This window comes from Bacillus sp. FSL M8-0256 (assembly GCF_038005765.1).
Classification (GTDB): domain Bacteria; phylum Bacillota; class Bacilli; order Bacillales; family Bacillaceae; genus Bacillus; species Bacillus safensis.
This window is the reverse complement of record NZ_JBBOTU010000001.1, coordinates 2018187-2035011: the sequence shown is the minus strand read 5'-3', so window position 1 is coordinate 2035011 and position 16825 is coordinate 2018187. Positions and strand designations below refer to the sequence as shown.

The 16825-nt window shown below is 41.7% G+C and carries 17 protein-coding genes; 14 read left to right on the top strand and 3 right to left on the bottom strand.

Annotation, left to right across the window (positions count from 1 at the left end; all coding sequences use genetic code 11):
* Positions 1–128 precede the first annotated feature (128 nt).
* Positions 129–458, top strand: a complete 330-nt coding sequence (gene czrA, locus NSQ76_RS10175) for a Zn(II)-responsive metalloregulatory transcriptional repressor CzrA (RefSeq protein ID WP_024422670.1) — start codon at positions 129–131, stop codon at positions 456–458.
* 31 nt (positions 459–489) lie between these two features.
* On the opposite strand, the gene NSQ76_RS10170 is transcribed toward czrA, so the two are convergent.
* A complete protein-coding gene (locus NSQ76_RS10170) occupies positions 490–1014 on the bottom strand; it encodes a hypothetical protein (RefSeq protein WP_024428348.1) in 525 nt (174 codons plus the stop codon).
* Positions 1015–1131: 117 nt separating this feature from the next.
* Between NSQ76_RS10170 and NSQ76_RS10165 the strand changes: the two genes are divergently transcribed.
* The 7 genes from NSQ76_RS10165 to NSQ76_RS10135 all read left to right on the top strand — a co-directional run bounded on the left by NSQ76_RS10165 (position 1132) and on the right by NSQ76_RS10135 (position 7143).
* Positions 1132–2064, top strand: a complete 933-nt coding sequence (locus NSQ76_RS10165) for a helix-turn-helix transcriptional regulator (RefSeq protein ID WP_024428349.1) — start codon at positions 1132–1134, stop codon at positions 2062–2064.
* Positions 2065–2118: 54 nt separating this feature from the next.
* Positions 2119–2592 (top strand): GyrI-like domain-containing protein, encoded by a 474-nt coding sequence (locus tag NSQ76_RS10160; protein ID WP_024428350.1) that lies wholly within the window; start codon positions 2119–2121, stop codon positions 2590–2592.
* Between the two features lie 36 nt (positions 2593–2628).
* Positions 2629–3348: an MBL fold metallo-hydrolase gene (locus NSQ76_RS10155; protein ID WP_341053647.1), complete on the top strand. Its 720-nt coding sequence runs from the start codon at positions 2629–2631 to the stop codon at positions 3346–3348.
* 3 nt (positions 3349–3351) lie between these two features.
* A complete protein-coding gene (locus tag NSQ76_RS10150; protein ID WP_341053644.1) occupies positions 3352–3924 on the top strand; it encodes a TetR/AcrR family transcriptional regulator in 573 nt (190 codons plus the stop codon).
* Between the two features lie 148 nt (positions 3925–4072).
* Positions 4073–4954 (top strand): hypothetical protein, encoded by an 882-nt coding sequence (locus NSQ76_RS10145; protein WP_163115446.1) that lies wholly within the window; start codon positions 4073–4075, stop codon positions 4952–4954.
* The gene (locus NSQ76_RS10140) at positions 4917–5525 is read left to right on the top strand and encodes a DUF4166 domain-containing protein (RefSeq protein ID WP_198456990.1); all 609 of its coding nucleotides are present in this window, start codon (positions 4917–4919) and stop codon (positions 5523–5525) included. Before NSQ76_RS10145 ends, NSQ76_RS10140 begins: the two co-directional genes overlap by 38 nt.
* Positions 5518–7143 carry a YndJ family protein gene (locus tag NSQ76_RS10135; protein WP_341055773.1) on the top strand — a complete coding sequence of 542 codons (1626 nt, stop codon included), beginning with the start codon at positions 5518–5520 and terminating at the stop codon, positions 7141–7143. The genes NSQ76_RS10140 and NSQ76_RS10135 overlap by 8 nt, the downstream gene beginning before the upstream one ends.
* Here the strand turns inward: NSQ76_RS10135 and NSQ76_RS10130 are convergent.
* Positions 7140–7619: a hypothetical protein gene (locus tag NSQ76_RS10130; protein ID WP_024422662.1), complete on the bottom strand. Its 480-nt coding sequence runs from the start codon at positions 7617–7619 to the stop codon at positions 7140–7142. The genes NSQ76_RS10135 and NSQ76_RS10130 overlap by 4 nt on opposite strands.
* A 246-nt stretch (positions 7620–7865) precedes the next feature.
* Between NSQ76_RS10130 and csaA the strand changes: the two genes are divergently transcribed.
* The 3 genes from csaA to NSQ76_RS10115 all read left to right on the top strand — a co-directional run bounded on the left by csaA (position 7866) and on the right by NSQ76_RS10115 (position 11735).
* Positions 7866–8198 carry a chaperone CsaA gene (gene csaA, locus NSQ76_RS10125; RefSeq protein WP_034621362.1) on the top strand — a complete coding sequence of 111 codons (333 nt, stop codon included), beginning with the start codon at positions 7866–7868 and terminating at the stop codon, positions 8196–8198.
* 513 nt (positions 8199–8711) lie between these two features.
* Positions 8712–10103 carry an MFS transporter gene (locus tag NSQ76_RS10120; RefSeq protein WP_034621364.1) on the top strand — a complete coding sequence of 464 codons (1392 nt, stop codon included), beginning with the start codon at positions 8712–8714 and terminating at the stop codon, positions 10101–10103.
* A 24-nt stretch (positions 10104–10127) separates the two neighbouring features.
* Positions 10128–11735, top strand: coding sequence for a glycoside hydrolase family 43 protein (locus NSQ76_RS10115; RefSeq protein WP_034621365.1), 1608 nt, complete (start codon positions 10128–10130; stop codon positions 11733–11735).
* Positions 11736–11782: 47 nt separating this feature from the next.
* On the opposite strand, the gene xylR is transcribed toward NSQ76_RS10115, so the two are convergent.
* Positions 11783–12943 (bottom strand): transcriptional repressor XylR, encoded by a 1161-nt coding sequence (xylR, locus tag NSQ76_RS10110; protein WP_025093136.1) that lies wholly within the window; start codon positions 12941–12943, stop codon positions 11783–11785.
* 210 nt (positions 12944–13153) lie between these two features.
* Here xylR and xylA point away from each other — a divergent pair, with 210 nt between their 5' ends.
* The 3 genes from xylA (at position 13154) to NSQ76_RS10095 (ending at position 16800) form a co-directional block, all read left to right on the top strand.
* Positions 13154–14491, top strand: coding sequence for a xylose isomerase (gene xylA, locus NSQ76_RS10105; RefSeq protein WP_034621367.1), 1338 nt, complete (start codon positions 13154–13156; stop codon positions 14489–14491).
* Positions 14492–14526: 35 nt separating this feature from the next.
* Positions 14527–16026, top strand: coding sequence for a xylulokinase (gene xylB / locus NSQ76_RS10100; protein WP_034621368.1), 1500 nt, complete (start codon positions 14527–14529; stop codon positions 16024–16026).
* An 87-nt stretch (positions 16027–16113) separates the two neighbouring features.
* Positions 16114–16800: a glycoside hydrolase family 11 protein gene (locus NSQ76_RS10095; RefSeq protein WP_025093139.1), complete on the top strand. Its 687-nt coding sequence runs from the start codon at positions 16114–16116 to the stop codon at positions 16798–16800.
* Positions 16801–16825 lie beyond the last annotated feature (25 nt).

Here is a 16825-nt window from a genome sequence, read left to right as displayed (position 1 = left end):
TACCAAGTGTCAATGCTATTTGAATAAATCTTTTGTTTAAAGTGTGCCCGCTTTGCACGCCGGACGTTTTAGTATATGATGATACATAGAATAAGTCGTGATTTGACTAACAAGAAAGGTGAAGCGAAATGAAGGAAGAACTGAATACAAATCAAGAACAGGAACGGATGGAGCTGGATGAAGAAAGTTTATTTCTTGTCTCCCAAACGTTTAAAGCCTTATCTGATCCGACACGTATTCGTATTCTGCACCTCTTGTCTCAAGGTGAATACTCGGTAAATGATATCGCAGAAACGCTGAATCTCATGCAATCAACAGTTTCTCATCAGCTGCGCTTTTTAAAAAACCTTCGTCTCGTGAAATCTAGACGAGCAGGGACATCGATCTTTTACAGTCCTGAAGATCAGCATGTGATGGAAGTACTTGAACAAATGATTCATCATGCACAGCATGACTAATAAAAACCTTCCTATATGAGTAGGAAGGTTTTTACGCATGATGCATACGTGTTGATCGTTTACCTGCTTTCATCATTTGATAAGAAAAAACGACATAGTAAGCAGCTAACAGAAAAAAGCTGAGCATGGTCATGGCATCATCACTCACAATATGCTGATACAGTTCAACGACACCAATCTTTGTGAGCGAATGGTTCGTCAGCTCACCCAGCTTAAAACTAAGTCGAGATAAAAATAAACATAAAATGAAGCTTTCAATCCATTTACTCGTTTTCACATAAAGACGGCCATTTTCTTCTTTCATGCGGATCGTCTCATAGGCATGAACGGCCAGACTGCTTCCAAAGAGCATACCAATAGCGGCATAGATGAAAATGCTGTGATTTTGCCAGCCTTCTAATAAGAGAATAAGGGCAGTGAGTCCAAATACATACATTCTCATCAAAAGACTGATCGGGCGCACAAGCTGATAGCGTCTCATTCGATTCATTCGAAAGATGATGCAGATTAGCATAATGCCCCCAATTATGAATAACTGCCACACGTGATGTGTCATGATGCAACCTCCTCCTGCATGTGCAGGGATGTAAACGAATGCTGGCTGTTCCTTATCTTTACCATTCTTTCATTTTTTATCAAATCAAAACCTACATTTATGAAAAAGAGGAAAAGCATGAAAATCGATCGTATTTTGTCTATTGTGATGCTGCTCATTAGCAAAAAGCAAATACAAGCGAAAGACCTTGCTGAACTTCACGAAGTGAGCGTAAGGACGATTTATCGCGATATTGAGACCATCAATCAAGCCGGGATTCCTATTGTGACAACACAAGGAGCAGGCGGAGGCATTTCGCTTGTTGACGACTATCGTTTAGAGAAAAAATTATTTACCGATGATGACATTGAGCTTATTTTAACTGCCCTTGAAAGCATGACGAGTGCATACTCCTTTAAAGAAAGTGAACATGTACTGAAAAAAATCAAATCTCTCATTCCTCCACAAAGTGATGAAAGCGAGAAACAGCACCATGTCTTTATTGATTTAAGCTCATGGGGGAAAGACAGCCAGGCAGAAAAGAAGCTTCAGCTGATCCATACCGCTGCTTCCGCGCATCAATTCATTCAATTCACTTATCGCAACGCAAAAGGTGAAACACTTCCACGTAAAGTGGAGCCTTATACGCTTGTCTTAAAAGGAAGGCATTGGTACTTGTATGCGTTTTGTTGTGTGAAACATGATTTTCGTCTATTCAAGCTGACCAGAATGACAGACCTCATCACCATTTCAGCATATTTCAGGCCGAAAAGAATCAAAAATGAAGAGAAGCCTTGGAATGACTCTTGGCATGAAGAACCTTCAGTCACAACCCTCACGCTCAGGTTAACGGAAGCATCAGTTGGCAAAGTGAAGGAATGGGTGGATGAGAACGAATTGATCATATGTTCAGACGGAACCTATCTGGCAGCATTGACTGTGCCGCAAGATGATTGGCTGCACAGTTTCCTATTCCATTTAGGACCGGACGTCGACATTGTTTCACCTCAGCACATCAAGGAAGCATTTGATCTCCAATTAAAACAATTTATGAAGCGATTAGAAACTTGACACACTGTTGTCAGGTTTCTTTTTATATGATGGGAGAAAAGGAGATGAGAATGTATGTACGATATCGTCACATTAGAGAAACAATGGATCAAAGGGTTGTCTGTTCGAACAACAAATGAAATAGAGAAAACAAAAGAGCGGAAGATTGCGCCGCTCTGGCAGGATTTTTTTGCGCAGCAGCTACATGGGGGACAAGCTCCAGTCATAGGGCTGTATTCAGATTATGAAAAAGATGAACATGGTTCTTATTTATTTACAGCTGGGCAATTTGCGGATCAGCAGATCGAACATGTAAAAGAGATTCCTGCGTCCACCTACGCAAGATTTCAAACGAGAAAAGGACCGATTGAAGAGGTCGTGCTTGAAACATGGCACAAGATTTGGACGTGGGATCAGCGTCAATATCGCACTTATACAGGTGATTTTGAATGGTATGATGAAAGATCTATTGATCCAAAAGAAGCACAAATTGATATTTATATTGCGGTTGATGAAAAAATGATTGCTAAAACTAATACCATTAGTTAATATAAAACTAACGATATTAGTTTTAGGAGGGCAATCATGAGATTAACAACTTTTGACCGTCTGCACCAGCTTACATTGATGCCGCGATTATTTCCGGTAAATTGCTATGTCTTTGAGGAAGAGGAAGGACTCATCTTAATTGATGCTGCTTTAAAAATGGCGGCAAACTCGATCATCGAATTTGCCCGTAAAAAGAACAAACCAATTCATAAGATTATTCTCACTCATAGCCATATGGATCATATCGGCGCATTAGATGAGGTGAAGAAGGCTTTTCCAGAGGCAGTTGTCTATTTATCAAAACGTGATGCACGCCTTTTTGAAGGTGACTTTTCCTTGCTTCCTGATGAACCTCAGCAAAAAATTAAAGGCAGTTTTATGAAAAATATTCATACAAAACCAGATGTACTTGTCGAAGAAGGAGATGAGATTGGGCCGCTCAAAGTGATTGCAACACCAGGGCATACACCCGGCAGCATTTCTTTATACGATGAAAGGTCAGGAGTTGTCATTGCAGGGGATGCACTTGTGACAAAAGGCGGCTTATCGGTTACGGGTGAGTTTCGGTGGAGCTTCCCGTTCCCGGCATTTGCCACATGGGATGCAGAAACCGCATTAAAAAGCGCTGAAAAATTACTAGTGCTGCGCATATCCTGTCTTGCTGCAGGACATGGTGACCTTATCATAGAGCCTCATGAAAAGCTTCAAGCTGCCGTTAAAAAAAGACAGCACCAGCTAAAAAAAGGAGGGCAGTAAACCGTGTCTCCAAGAATGGGAATTACACAAGAAAAAATTATGGATACAGCGGCTGCATTTGTTGATGAAGAGGGCTTCTCCGCTTTGACCATTGCTACATTGTCTAAAAGGCTGAATATTAGGCCGCCTTCTCTTTACAATCACGTATCCGGCCTTCATGAGATTCAGGCAACACTCGCAGTAAAGGGGCTCTCCATGCTTTGTGAGGAAGGGATGCAAGTCACAGAGGGGCTAGAAAAAGAAGAAGCTGTTTTAGCCTTTGCCAGACAATATGTGCAATTTGTCCGAAAACATCCCGGTCTTTATGAAGCTGCCTTTTCACATATGAACGAAAAAGAAGTACGACTTGCAGCAGAGCGCCTTGTTCAGTTTGTTCAATCCATTATGTCACGCTTTGGTGTAAAAGAAGAAGAAATGACGCATGTCGTCAGAGGACTGAGAAGCTTACTGCATGGCTTCGGTGATATTTCTAATAAAAAGGGATTTCAACGAAAAGAACAGCTTGAAGAAAGTGTGAGCTATGCGGTTCGGCTCTATATCACAGGTGTATTGCAAAAAGAAGATCTGTCTATTTGACAGGTCTTTTTTTATAGCAAATCGATATCATAAAGGAGTGTCCGTCTGGCACAATTTTTTAGCGAGAAAATCGAATAAAGATTTGACAGTTTTGTGAAACATGGTATGCTTATTATGTGAAATAATTCACATAGAGGAGTAGAGGCAGATGAAAAGAAAGCCTGTTTATGTGGAAACAACCATTCATGCACCTTTAGAGAAAGTATGGGAATATACGCAAAATCCAAAGCTTCATGAACAGTGGGATTTGCGCTTTTCAACCATTTCATTAAATGGACCTCAAGATGAACAGCCCCAAACCTTTTTGTATGAAAAGCATCTTGGTTTTGGGGTAAGTGTCACAGGGACAGGAGCATATCGAACTAGAATGATGGATGAACGGAATGAACGGGCATCCTCGCTTAAATTCAAATCGTCACACCCATTGTCTTTTATCAAAGAAGGCGGCGGTTATTGGAAATATGTGAAAACGAACGATCATATTGTGTTTCAAACGCAATTTGATTATGAACCGAAAGAAGGAAAAGGATGGGCGTGGGCAGATCGATTTCTTTTTCGCCCGATGATGGGGTTTATGACGGCCTTTAGTTTTGGCGCACTAAAGACGTGGCTTGAAAAGGGTACGCACCCTCGGTTGTTACTGGAGAGAACACTTGCCCATTATGGAATTTGTTTGCTGTTTGCCATCGTCTGGCTGTGCCAAGCGGTTATCCCTTTTTCACATTCTGCTTTTGATCATAGCACCGGGTTTCGGTTGTTTTATACCCTTATAGGCGTATCATGGCTGATACCTAAGCTATCAAAGAAATATTTGTTCATTCTTCAAAGTGTGTTTCTGCTGCTGATGCTTTGTATCGGGATTCTATCCCCCCAAACGACACTCCATGAGCCGCTTGTGATGAGTGCATTTTTGATCCTATCCATTGCAGGAATGATTAATTTAAAAGATTGTATAGACGTATTTTCGATCAAACGAAAAAGGGGAGGTAGACATGGTCGTTCATCGTCATCAAGTAAAGGATTACGATAAGCTGCACCCAAAATTAAAAGAAAGATACAATCGTGCATTTACCGCTGAAGGCACCATGGAGGAAATAGGCGGCGGAACGAGGCTCATTCGATTTTTCTTCAAAATTGGTCCACTGTTTCGCTGTTTTTTCCCTGAGAGAGGAAAAAACATTCCTTTCCGGATTGTGAATAAACCCTTTATGACAAATAAGGGAGAGGAAGGCATGCACTGGTTTCGTACGTTTTATTTCCCAAAGAAGGAACGGCACTTTGATGCAGATATGATCATTGATCAGAAGAGTCATAAAGTACTAGACTATTTTGGAAAGCCTAGACTTCTTATGTCAGAGCTTCATTTTAAAGTAACAAAGCATGGGTTCCTTCACATTCAATCCGGCCGGCAGAAGCTGTTGATGTTAGGACGTGAGTGGCCGCTGCCTTCATGGCTTTACGGTGTATCAGATGTCACAGAAGGCTACGAGGAGCACGCGGGTGTGTATACCATTGATGTGCATGTGAAAAACCGATTGTTTGGGACCCTTTTTACATATAAAGGCCGGTTTACTGAAAGGGTAATGTCTCATGATGAATAAATGGCATTTGATATCAAGCCTCGTCTTCATGTGCTGTTTTATCGCCACCCGTTTGATGACAGGTCCGGTAGCAGAGTTATTTGTACTGATAGCCATTCTGTTTTTCCTTCCTGCAATTTTAGCCTTTTTTGTGAAGGAAGAGAGGGAGAGTAAGCCGGGGATACTGCTCGGCTTTTTAATGAAAGCCTTTCCATTAGCTGCTCTTTGTGCAACGGCTGCATTCATCTATCATTCTGCTTTGTTTGCATCGGGATGGTTTTTGTATACGATTCTTTTGGCGTTATATGGCTGTACTCGTTTGCTGAAAAGGGGAATCTTTCCGCTTCATGAATTGATCATCGATGGTGCATGGATGTATCTCGCTTTAGGAGGGCTTTGGTTTTGGCTGTACACGGCAGATATACAGGTGATGACCTTTTCACCAATCATCGTGCTTTTGACCGCTATTCATTTTCATTACTCGGCTTTTTTGATCCCGCTTTTCTATGGATTATTAGGGAGACATCGAGAAAAAGAGACAGCTTTATACAAAGCGGCAGGCTGGGTGATTTTGCTGTCGCCTGTGATGATTGCTGTTGGGATTAGCTTCACTCGTCTATTTGATACGTTCAGCGTCACGCTATATGTCATTGCACTCTACTTGTACGGTATTCTTTGTATGAAAACAAGGTTTCGATCGACTGTGGCAAAAGTACTGATTGTGTTTTCTAGCTGCGTCTTAATGGGAACGATCGTGCTATCTCTTCTTTATTCCGCTGGCATGCTCATGCGCGTGACCTACATCAGCATTGATCAGATGATTTGGTTTCATGGCAGTATTAATGCCTTTTTTGTTATTTTACCAGGTTTGATTGGATGGCTGATCGAAGGGCCAAAGGATCAATTGAAGCAGAAGGACTTTCCGATATCAAAAGTGCATGGCCGTTTTCATTTGATCTCTTTTCAAAAGGAAAGAATGGGTGATCGAGAGAACCTCGGTTTAGTCGATTCACTTGATGATTTAAATGGAACGACATTTTCAGTTGATAGGGTGTCACCTGTGATTCGAAGGTTTTATGAGAATCCGATGGCGTTTACGTTAAAAGCAGCAGTCTGTTTTCATTGGTGGGTGAGGCCGTTTGTTTTTTTACTTCAGCCAGTTTTTAAGAAAATAGGTCAGCTCTATTTGGGGACATCTCGTATCCCGTATGAAATGAAGGGGCGTCTGACTACATTCCAACATCCTAAAGAAGGGCGAAAGAATGTCAGGGCGTGGATTCGTTATAACGAAAAGGGGGAGCAGGTCTTTTTTGCACTTTATGCTCATCATCACGATGCAGCTGCGGGCTATATGAATATTGCGCTGCCGCTTCCATATTCTCAGATGACCGCCATTTTAAAACCTTTTAATGAAAATGAGGACTTTCTCTTAAAAAGTGCATGTCCAAAAGGCAGTACCGGTGACGAAGGATTGTATTTGCATACACCTTTTATCACCATGAAACTGCCAATGGAAGAAAGCTTTCATATGAAGCCGGAGACAGATAAAAGTCTCACAGCGGTTCATCAAATGAAGCTATTCGGTATTCCCTTTTTAACGATTCATTATCAAATTGACAGCGGGAAGCCATCCTGTTAATCAATGATGTCACATGGTTCACCATGCCGAATGATGTTCACAATCGCTTGCCCATCACTCGGATGATGATCTGCATACTGGACTGGCAGCAGTGCAAAAAATACATAGTAGACAGAGAAGTAAGCAAATTGATAGAAAAATTGATGTTCTGGCAGGATATCATTGGCGATCATTGTATTCAGTATGAGAACACTGAGCAGGTTGCATAATGATCCGCCTAGGTAGACAAGAATATGCGAGAATCGGTTATTTTTCCTCATTTCTTCATAATGGCAAAATGCATCTAGAAAATAGATTCGTCTAATTTCAACAACACCTATTTTCAATACTTTTTTGCCTCTGCCAAGAGCAAAAGAAACCTTTGCACCAAACATCCATGCGACCATAATATGGCCAAGCTGATGCAAGATGGCAACGATAGGAAGAATGACGAAAAACGACCAGCAAAATGTCCACATATCTGATAATGTAAACAAGTGTTAACCCCTCCCCAATATATTTGGGAGGAAGCAGTAGGATTATTTGCCATTTTACTGAATTCATTTTCAGGATGCAAATATTTAATACATGACGATAAATTTATTATGTAAACTAAAGGGTAGTTTTTGCGATGAATCGGCTTTTTGACTCACTTTTTTTACGAAATGAATGTGCTACAATGAAAAAAACAATAGATAACTCTAGTAAATGAACCTACCCTTGAATGAAGAGGAGAGAATCAGATGGCAGATATTGAACAGTTTTTGGCGTTAGATATTCGTGTTGGGACGATCATTGAAGCAGAATTCTTTGCAGAGGCAAGAGTACCTGCATTAAAACTCAAGATTGATTTTGGTGAAGAGGTTGGTCTAAAGCAATCCAGTGCTCAGCTGACAAAACGTTATACGGCTGAGAGTCTTATTGGCAGACAAATCGTAGCAGTCGTCAATTTTCCGCCAAGAAGAATTGCAGGATTCAAATCAGAAGTGCTTGTCTTAGGGGGCATGCCGTCAAAAGAAGACGTGGTTTTACTAGCCACAGATGAGCCTGTTGAAAATGGGACAAAAATAGGGTAATAAAAAAGACATCTTCCTGAGAAGATGTCTTTTGCGTATTGAGGCGGAATAACCACACGCCACATTCGTGTGTGTCTCAAGGAGACATGTTACCCGACTTACACAATTCAGCTCATCGCTTGATAAATATAGCATGAGGTGATCGGAATTGCAACCATTAAATGCTTTACTTCAGTTTTTCACGTCATTTCAGCAGAAAAATGACAAGAAATCAATTATTTGGATTATTTTTTCAAAAAATATTGAAAAGTCAGATCAGATTTTATAAAATGAATTCATCTTAGTTTGTTTAGTCGATAAACTAAGATGAATTCCAAGTGATGATCCGGTCATTAAAGGGGATGATTCCGTCATTCAAATCATTTGCTGTGTATGTGGGCTAAGCTGAAAGGATCAGATGTTCAGCTTCATTTTTACAACAAATTGAAAGCGCTTTATATTCTTTGTATTGACTGCTGCTGCCCTCCATCATCTGTTCATTAGAAGAGGCTAAGAGAAGAAGGGAGAAAGCTCATGGTAAGTGAGAATTTAAAAAAGATTCGTATGTCTGAAAAAGTGGGATATGCTTCAGGAGATTTCGCATGTAACTTAATTTATGCAACTGTCTCTACGTATCTATTATTTTTTTATACAGATGTGTATGGTTTATCAGCGGCGGCAGCAGGAACGATGTTTTTAGTTGTTCGCGCCATTGATGCGCTTGCAGATCCGTTTATTGGTGCATTGGTGGATCGAACGAACAGCCGTTTTGGCAGGTTTAGACCTTACTTGTTATTCGGTGCGTTTCCTTTTGTGGTACTTGCTATCCTTTGCTTTACAACACCTGATCTTTCTGAAATGGGTAAACTCGTTTATGCCTACATCACGTATGTTGGTTTATCGCTTACATACACATTCATCAATGTTCCTTATGGTGCTTTAACATCCGCAATGACAAGAAATAACCAAGAGGTTGTCAGTATTACGTCTGTTCGTATGCTTTTTGCTAATCTCGGAGGTCTAGTTGTTGCTTTTTTTGTTCCTTTTCTTGCGACTTTTTTGAGCGATAAAACAGGAAATACAGCTCTCGGCTGGCAGATGACGATGGCTTTTCTCGGCGTTCTTGGCGGTGCATTACTTATTTTCTGTTTTAAAAGCACGAATGAACGTGTCACGCTTCAAAAGCCGGAGGAAAAAATTAAGTTCAGTGATATCTTTGTGCAGTTACGTGTCAATCGTCCGCTTGTTGTATTAAGCATTTTCTTTATTATTATTTTTGGCGTGAACTCGATCAGTAACTCTGTTGGGATCTATTATGTGACGTATAACCTCGGCAGAGAAGATTTAGTGAAATGGTACGGACTCATTGGCAGTCTGCCCGCTTTAATGGTGCTGCCGTTTATTCCGAAACTGCACAAGCTGTTAGGAAAGAAAAAGCTGCTGAATTATTCATTATTGCTGAATATCGTAGGTCTTCTTGCATTACTTGTGATACCGCCGAGTCAAATCACTTTAATACTGATTTTTAGGCTCGTTGCAGCTGCAGGAAGTATTACAGCCGGTGCTTACATGTGGGCGCTCATTCCTGAAACTGTTGAATATGGCGAATATAAAACAGGGAAAAGGATGGGCGGGCTCATCTATGCCATCATCGGATTCTTCTTTAAATTTGGGATGGCATTAGGCGGGATTGTGCCAGGGCTTGTACTCGATCGCTTTGGCTATGTTGCGAACCAAATGCAATCACCAGAAGCTTTACTTGGCATTTTAATCACGACAACGGTGATTCCTGTATGCTTACTGATTTTAGCGATGGTGGATATTAATTTTTATAACCTAGACGAAGAAAAACATAAAAAAGTCGTACGGGAGCTTGAGAATAGAGACAAAGTGTATATCGATCATATGGACGATTTTAAAATGTAGGTCTCTGAAAGAGGAGGAAGTTCAATGAAGATTACCAATCCAGTGCTCAAAGGGTTTAATCCTGATCCAAGTATTTGCCGTGTAGGAGAAGATTATTATATGGCCGTTTCTACATTTGAATGGTTTCCAGGGGTGCAAATTTATCATTCAAAGGATCTCGTCCATTGGCGTCTTGCTGCGCGTCCATTGCAAAAAACGTCGCAGCTGGATATGAAGGGGAATCCTGACTCTGGCGGGGTATGGGCGCCGTGCTTAAGCTATGCTGATGGGCAGTTTTGGCTTATTTATTCAGATATCAAAGTAGTGGATGGCCCATTTAAAGACGGTCATAATTATTTGGTCACGGCAAGCGAGGTGGACGGCGATTGGAGTGAACCGATCCTGCTCAACAGCTCTGGCTTTGATCCATCTTTATTCCATGATCACAGCGGGAAGAAATACGTCTTAAATATGCTGTGGGATCATAGGGAAAAGCATCATTCCTTTGCAGGTATTGCCTTGCAGGAATATAGTGTGGCTGAAAAGAAGCTCATCGGACAAAGGAAGGTCATTTTTAAAGGCACACCGATTAAATTGACAGAAGCGCCGCATCTGTATCATATCGGTGACTACTACTATTTATTAACGGCAGAAGGAGGTACCCGGTATGAGCATGCAGCAACGATCGCCCGGTCCTCGCATATTGAAGGGCCTTATGAGGTTCATCCTGATAACCCGATTTTAAGTGCCTTCCATGTGCCTGAACATCCGCTTCAAAAATGCGGGCATGCTTCAATCGTTCAAACGCATACAAATGAATGGTATCTCGCTCATCTCACTGGCCGCCCGATTCAATCAAGCAAGGAATCGATTTTTCAACAGAGAGGGTGGTGCCCTTTAGGAAGAGAAACAGCGATCCAAAAGCTTGAATGGAAGGATGGCTGGCCTTATGTTGTAGGCGGAAAAGAGGGGACGCTAGAGGTTGAAGCGCCAAAGATCGAAGAAAAGGTTTTTGCACCAACCTATCATACAGTCGATGAATTTAAAGAATCAACTCTAAATAGACACTTTCAAACATTAAGAATTCCGTTTACCGATCAGATTGGTTCGTTAACGGAGAAACCTCAGCATTTAAGGTTATTCGGCCGTGAATCTTTAACGTCTAAGTTTACCCAAGCATTTGTTGCAAGACGCTGGCAAAGCTTTTATTTTGAAGCAGAGACAGCTGTTTCGTTCTTCCCAGAAAACTTTCAGCAAGCCGCAGGTCTTGTGAATTATTATAATACGGAAAACTGGACAGCACTCCAGGTGACATATGATGAGGAACTTGGCCGCACGCTTGAACTATCTGTTTGTCAAAACCTTGCCTTTTCTCAGCCATTGACACATAAAATCATCATTCCTGACGAGGTCACTTATGTCTATTTAAAAGTGACCGTTCGGAAAGAGACATATAAATATTCTTATTCATTTGATCAGAAAGAGTGGAAGGAAATTGATGTACCGTTTGAATCCATCCATTTATCCGATGATTTCATTCGAGGTGGAGGTTTTTTTACAGGGGCATTTGTCGGTATGCAGTGCCAAGATACGAGCGGCGAGCGTCTTCCTGCTGATTTTCACTATTTTCGCTATGAGGAAACAGACGAATAAAAAAGACAACTCGCTACGAGCTGCCTCTTTTTGAAAAATATATAGATTCAGGTTGTGAGGGTGGCATCTTGCAGAAAAGCTTCTATGACAAGAGATGTCATCCCCAATACTGGTGCATTGTGTCCTAATGATGAAGGGAGCAGCTCTACATGTGAGCTGAATTGCGTATCCATTCGCGAGGATACCTCCTCCTCAATCACATGTAGAACCGCCTGATGTGATTCGATCACTTTGTTTCTTAAAATAATGGCTTGCGGGTTAAAGGTATGCAGGACGTTTGTGAGACCGACACCAAGGTAAAAGCCAAAGTTGCGCAGGGCATTGAGCGTTTTCATATCATTTAACTTGGCCAGCTGTTCCAGGTCTTGATGGGAGATGTGCTGATCATCTGTTTGAAGAGACTGAAACAAGGCCTTCTCAGAAGCATACAATTCCCAGCACCCACGGTTCCCGCAGCTGCATGTCGGTCCGTTAAAATCGATTGTCATATGTCCCATTTCACCAGAAAAGCCATACGCTCCTCTGTATAAATGATGATTGATGATGATTCCAATCCCGATGCCAGTGCCGATGCTTGCATAGATCAAATGATCATAATGTTTAGCGGCACCAAAGATTTTTTCACCATATGCACCGGCATTTGCTTCATTTTCAATGAAGATCGGTACTTGGAATGTCTCTTGGAGCGTGGTTTTCAGATCAACATTTTTCCATTTTGAATGAGGCGTAAACACGATTTGTTCACCTGCATCCACTAAACCATGTATGCATAGGCCAATGCCAATGAGCCCGTATGGGGAAGAGGGCATTTGTGTGATGAGCTGCTGTATTAATTCAATTAATTTACGTATCGTCACCTCAGGAGAGCTGGGTGGGAGCTTGATCTGCTCTTCGTAAAGAATAGACCCTTCAAGGTCAGTTAATATGCCATTGACGTAATCAACGCCGACATCGATTCCGATGGAACAGCCAGCACGTTTATTAAACATCAGTAAAACCGGTCTTCTCCCGCCGCTAGACTCACCTTGACCGATTTCATAGACAAGATGTTCTTTCATTAACGTACTTACTTGAGAAGAAACAGTCGATTTATTTAATCCAGTGCGTTCAGATAATTTTGCTCTCGAAATGGGCGCATGCTGGAGAATTTCTTTTAATAAAAGTTTTTGATTTATTTTTTTGACAAAGTTCTGATCAGCGATATCCACGTTATCCACTCCATTTGTTTTGTCTTTAGATTAAGTTGAGAAGAGCTGCTTTTTTCCGCATGTATTCGATAAGAAAGATGATTTTAACTTTATTATAACGAAAATATTTTTAAAAAACTAAAAAATATGGAAAATTCAAAGTGATTTTTTCATAGATTGATCATTAGTTTGTTGTATAAACTTACAAAGTGTACTCAGGAGGAATGAAGAATGTCCAAATCAAATATGAAAACATTATACAGTCTAGAAGGAATCGGCAAAATTCAATATGAAGGAAAACAATCAAAAAATCCACTCGCTTTTCAATACTATAATCCAAGCGAAGTGATTGGCGGAAAAACAATGAAAGACCACCTGCGTTTTTCAGTCGCTTATTGGCATACATTGACGGCTGATGGAACAGACATGTTTGGAACTGGCACGATGCAAAGAGCGTGGGACTCCTATAGGGGAATGGATTTAGCAAAAGCTAGATTGGAAGTCGCTTTTCAGCTTTTTGACCTATTGGATGTTCCGTATTTTTCATTCCATGACCGTGACATTGCGCCAGAGGGAGAGACGCTTCAAGAGACGAATCAACAATTAGACATCATTTTAGAAAGAATGAAAGAATACATGAAGCAAAGCGGAGTAAAGCTGCTGTGGAACACAGCCAATATGTTCAAGCATCCTAGATTTGTACACGGTGCTGCGACATCTTGTCATGCAGATGTCTTTGCCTACGCGGCCGCACAGGTTAAAAAAGGCATTGAAACCGCCAAAGAACTTGGTGCAGAAAATTATGTTTTCTGGGGTGGACGAGAAGGGTACGATACGCTGCTCAATACAGATATGAAAAGAGAGCTTGATCACATGGCGTCTTTCTTGCATATGGCTGTTGATTATGCAAAAGAAATTGGGTACACTGGCCAATTTTTAATCGAACCAAAGCCAAAGGAACCAACCACTCATCAATACGACACAGATGCAGCGACATCCATCGCCTTTTTAAAACAATACGGATTAGATTCCCATTTTAAATTAAATATTGAGGCCAATCATGCGACACTGGCCGGCCATACGTTTGAGCATGAATTACGTGTCGCAAGAATTCATGGGCTGCTCGGTTCTGTTGATGCAAACCAAGGTAATTCACTTCTTGGATGGGACACAGATGAATTTCCAACCGATCTGTATGCCACAACTCTTGCCATGTATGAAATTCTGCAAAATGGCGGTCTAGGGTCTGGCGGTCTTAATTTTGATGCAAAAGTGAGAAGAGCTTCCTTTGAACTTGAAGATATTTTATATGCTCATATTGCTGGGATGGATGCATTCGCAAAAGGACTGCGGGTCGCTCATAGACTCATAGAAGACCGTGTGTTTGAGGATGTGATAAAGCACCGGTATCGCAGCTTTTCTGAAGGAATTGGACGTGACATTTCAGAAGGGAAGGCAAACTTTCATACATTAGAAGAATATGCGCTGAAACATCCTTTAATCAGAAACGAATCGGGAAGAGAGGAACAGCTGAAAGCCCGTTTAAATCAATACTTGTTAGAAGATTAATTGAAGGGGCTGACCTGTTTTGAAGGAGTGAAAACATGAAATATGTGATGGGAATTGATCTTGGAACGAGCGGGGTCAAGGCGATATTAGTGGATGAGAGCGGGAAGGTGTGCTGCGAAGCCTCTAAGCCGTACCGCCTCATTCAAGAGAAGCCTGGATATTGTGAGCAGCACCCCGAGGATTGGGTAAACCAGACAATGGCTGTGATGAAAGAACTGATGGCAAAGCAGCCTGTTCATTCAAGACAAGTTGAAGGCATCAGCTTTTCCGGCCAGATGCATGGATTAGTTCTATTAAATGAATCTCGCGAAGTGCTCCGCCCTGCAATTTTATGGAATGATACACGAACGACAGCACAATGTGCTCACATCACAAAAAAGCTGGGAGACCGGCTGCAAAAGATCACAAAAAACCAGGCGTTAGAAGGATTCACACTGCCAAAATTATTATGGGTAAAGGAACATGAACCACATATTGATCAGCAAATCGACATGTTTTTACTCCCAAAAGATTATGTCAGATTTCGTTTAACAGGCGCTGTCCATATGGATTATTCTGATGCGGCGGGCACTTTGCTGTTAAATATCGGTGAACAGACGTGGAGTGAGGAGATTTGTCAGGCATTTGATATTTCTCCTCATATTTGCCCGCCGCTTGTCACATCAGAGGCGGAGGTTGGTACACTTTTGCCGCACATTGCACGTGATGTTGGGATGAAAGAAGGCGCGAAGGTTTTTGCCGGCGGGGCAGATAATGCTTGCGGAGCAATTGGTGCTGGCATCTTGTCCTCTGACCGCACGTTATGCAGCATCGGCACATCTGGGGTGATTCTCTCCTACGAAGAGGATCATAAAAGGGAGCTTCAAGGGAATTTACATTTGTTTCATCATGCAAAAAAAGACGCTTTTTACACAATGGGTGTCACCCTCTCAGCAGGATATAGTCTTAACTGGGCAAAACACTTACTGGCTCCTGAGGAATCGTTTCAATCACTTTTAGAAGGTGCGGCTCATGTAGCGCCAGGAGCGAAAGGATTGCTCTTTACTCCCTATTTAGTCGGGGAAAGAACACCTCATGCGGATTCGATCATTCGCGGCAGCTTGATTGGATTAGACAGCAGGCATGAAAGGGCACATGTTGTCAGAGCTGTGTTAGAGGGAATTACCTTTTCGCTAAATGAATCTATCGCATTATTCCGGCAGGCAGGAAAAAACATAGATTCTATTGTGTCCATTGGCGGCGGTGCGAGAAGCCGGACTTGGCTTCAAATGCAAGCAGACATTTTTCAGGCTGAAGTCATCCAGTTAGACAATGAACAAGGGCCTGCTTTAGGTGCAGCCATGCTTGCTGCGGTTGGCTGCGGATGGTATCCGTCACTTGAAGTATGTGCTAATCAATTGATCCATCAAGCCGCTGTTTATGAGCCAGAGCAGCAGCATGCGGAAGTATATGCTGATCTATTTCATTTGTATCAAAGGATTTATACACAAACAAAAGATATCCATGCCGGGTTAAAGCAGTATCGTTCCATCTAACTGAGAAGGCTGCATGAAAGGAGGTGATGGGTTTTTCACCTTAGGGATGACAGAACAATACGGATGAAAAAAGGAGAGGGATGGAAAATGAATTTGAAAAGATTGAGGCTTTTGTTTGTGGTGTGTATTGGATTTGTGCTGACACTGACGGCTGTGCCAGCTGATGCGAAAACGATTTATAATAATGAAATGGGTACACATAGCGGATACGATTATGAATTATGGAAGGATTATGGAAACACCTCGATGACACTCAATAACGGCGGGGCATTTACTGCAGGCTGGAACAGTATCGGAAATGCTTTATTTCGGAAAGGAAAGAAGTTTGATTCCACTAAAACTCATCATCAGCTTGGCAACATCTCCATCAATTACAACGCAAACTTTAACCCAGGCGGGAATTCCTATTTATGTGTCTATGGCTGGACACAATCTCCATTAGCAGAATACTACATTGTTGATTCATGGGGCACATATCGTCCAACAGGAGCGTATAAAGGATCATTCTATGCAGATGGAGGCACATATGACATTTATGAAACGACCCGCGTTAATCAGCCTTCCATTATCGGGATCGCGACCTTCAAGCAATATTGGAGTGTACGACAAACAAAGCGTACAAGCGGAACGGTCTCCGTCAGTGCGCATTTTAATAAATGGGAAAGCTTAGGCATGCCAATGGGTAAAATGTATGAAACAGCATTTACTGTAGAAGGCTACCAGAGCAGCGGAAGTGCGAATGTGATGACCAACCAGCTGTTTATTGGACGATAAAAGCTTATAAAAAAGCCAGCAGTTT

What these genes read in the sequence shown, in the direction of transcription:
- NSQ76_RS10135 (WP_341055773.1), top strand. Translation starts at nt 5,518, where the DNA reads ATGAATAAATGGCATTTGATATCAAGCCTCGTCTTCATGTGCTGTTTT.
- NSQ76_RS10145 (WP_163115446.1), top strand. Translation starts at nt 4,073, where the DNA reads ATGAAAAGAAAGCCTGTTTATGTGGAAACAACCATTCATGCACCTTTA.
- NSQ76_RS10160 (WP_024428350.1), top strand. Translation starts at nt 2,119, where the DNA reads ATGTACGATATCGTCACATTAGAGAAACAATGGATCAAAGGGTTGTCT.
- NSQ76_RS10115 (WP_034621365.1), top strand. Translation starts at nt 10,128, where the DNA reads ATGAAGATTACCAATCCAGTGCTCAAAGGGTTTAATCCTGATCCAAGT.
- xylB (WP_034621368.1), top strand. Translation starts at nt 14,527, where the DNA reads ATGAAATATGTGATGGGAATTGATCTTGGAACGAGCGGGGTCAAGGCG.
- NSQ76_RS10140 (WP_198456990.1), top strand. Translation starts at nt 4,917, where the DNA reads ATGGTCGTTCATCGTCATCAAGTAAAGGATTACGATAAGCTGCACCCA.
- NSQ76_RS10165 (WP_024428349.1), top strand. Translation starts at nt 1,132, where the DNA reads ATGAAAATCGATCGTATTTTGTCTATTGTGATGCTGCTCATTAGCAAA.
- xylA (WP_034621367.1), top strand. Translation starts at nt 13,154, where the DNA reads ATGTCCAAATCAAATATGAAAACATTATACAGTCTAGAAGGAATCGGC.
- NSQ76_RS10120 (WP_034621364.1), top strand. Translation starts at nt 8,712, where the DNA reads ATGGTAAGTGAGAATTTAAAAAAGATTCGTATGTCTGAAAAAGTGGGA.
- czrA (WP_024422670.1), top strand. Translation starts at nt 129, where the DNA reads ATGAAGGAAGAACTGAATACAAATCAAGAACAGGAACGGATGGAGCTG.
- csaA (WP_034621362.1), top strand. Translation starts at nt 7,866, where the DNA reads ATGGCAGATATTGAACAGTTTTTGGCGTTAGATATTCGTGTTGGGACG.
- NSQ76_RS10155 (WP_341053647.1), top strand. Translation starts at nt 2,629, where the DNA reads ATGAGATTAACAACTTTTGACCGTCTGCACCAGCTTACATTGATGCCG.
- NSQ76_RS10095 (WP_025093139.1), top strand. Translation starts at nt 16,114, where the DNA reads ATGAATTTGAAAAGATTGAGGCTTTTGTTTGTGGTGTGTATTGGATTT.
- NSQ76_RS10170 (WP_024428348.1), bottom strand. Translation starts at nt 1,014, where the DNA reads ATGACACATCACGTGTGGCAGTTATTCATAATTGGGGGCATTATGCTA.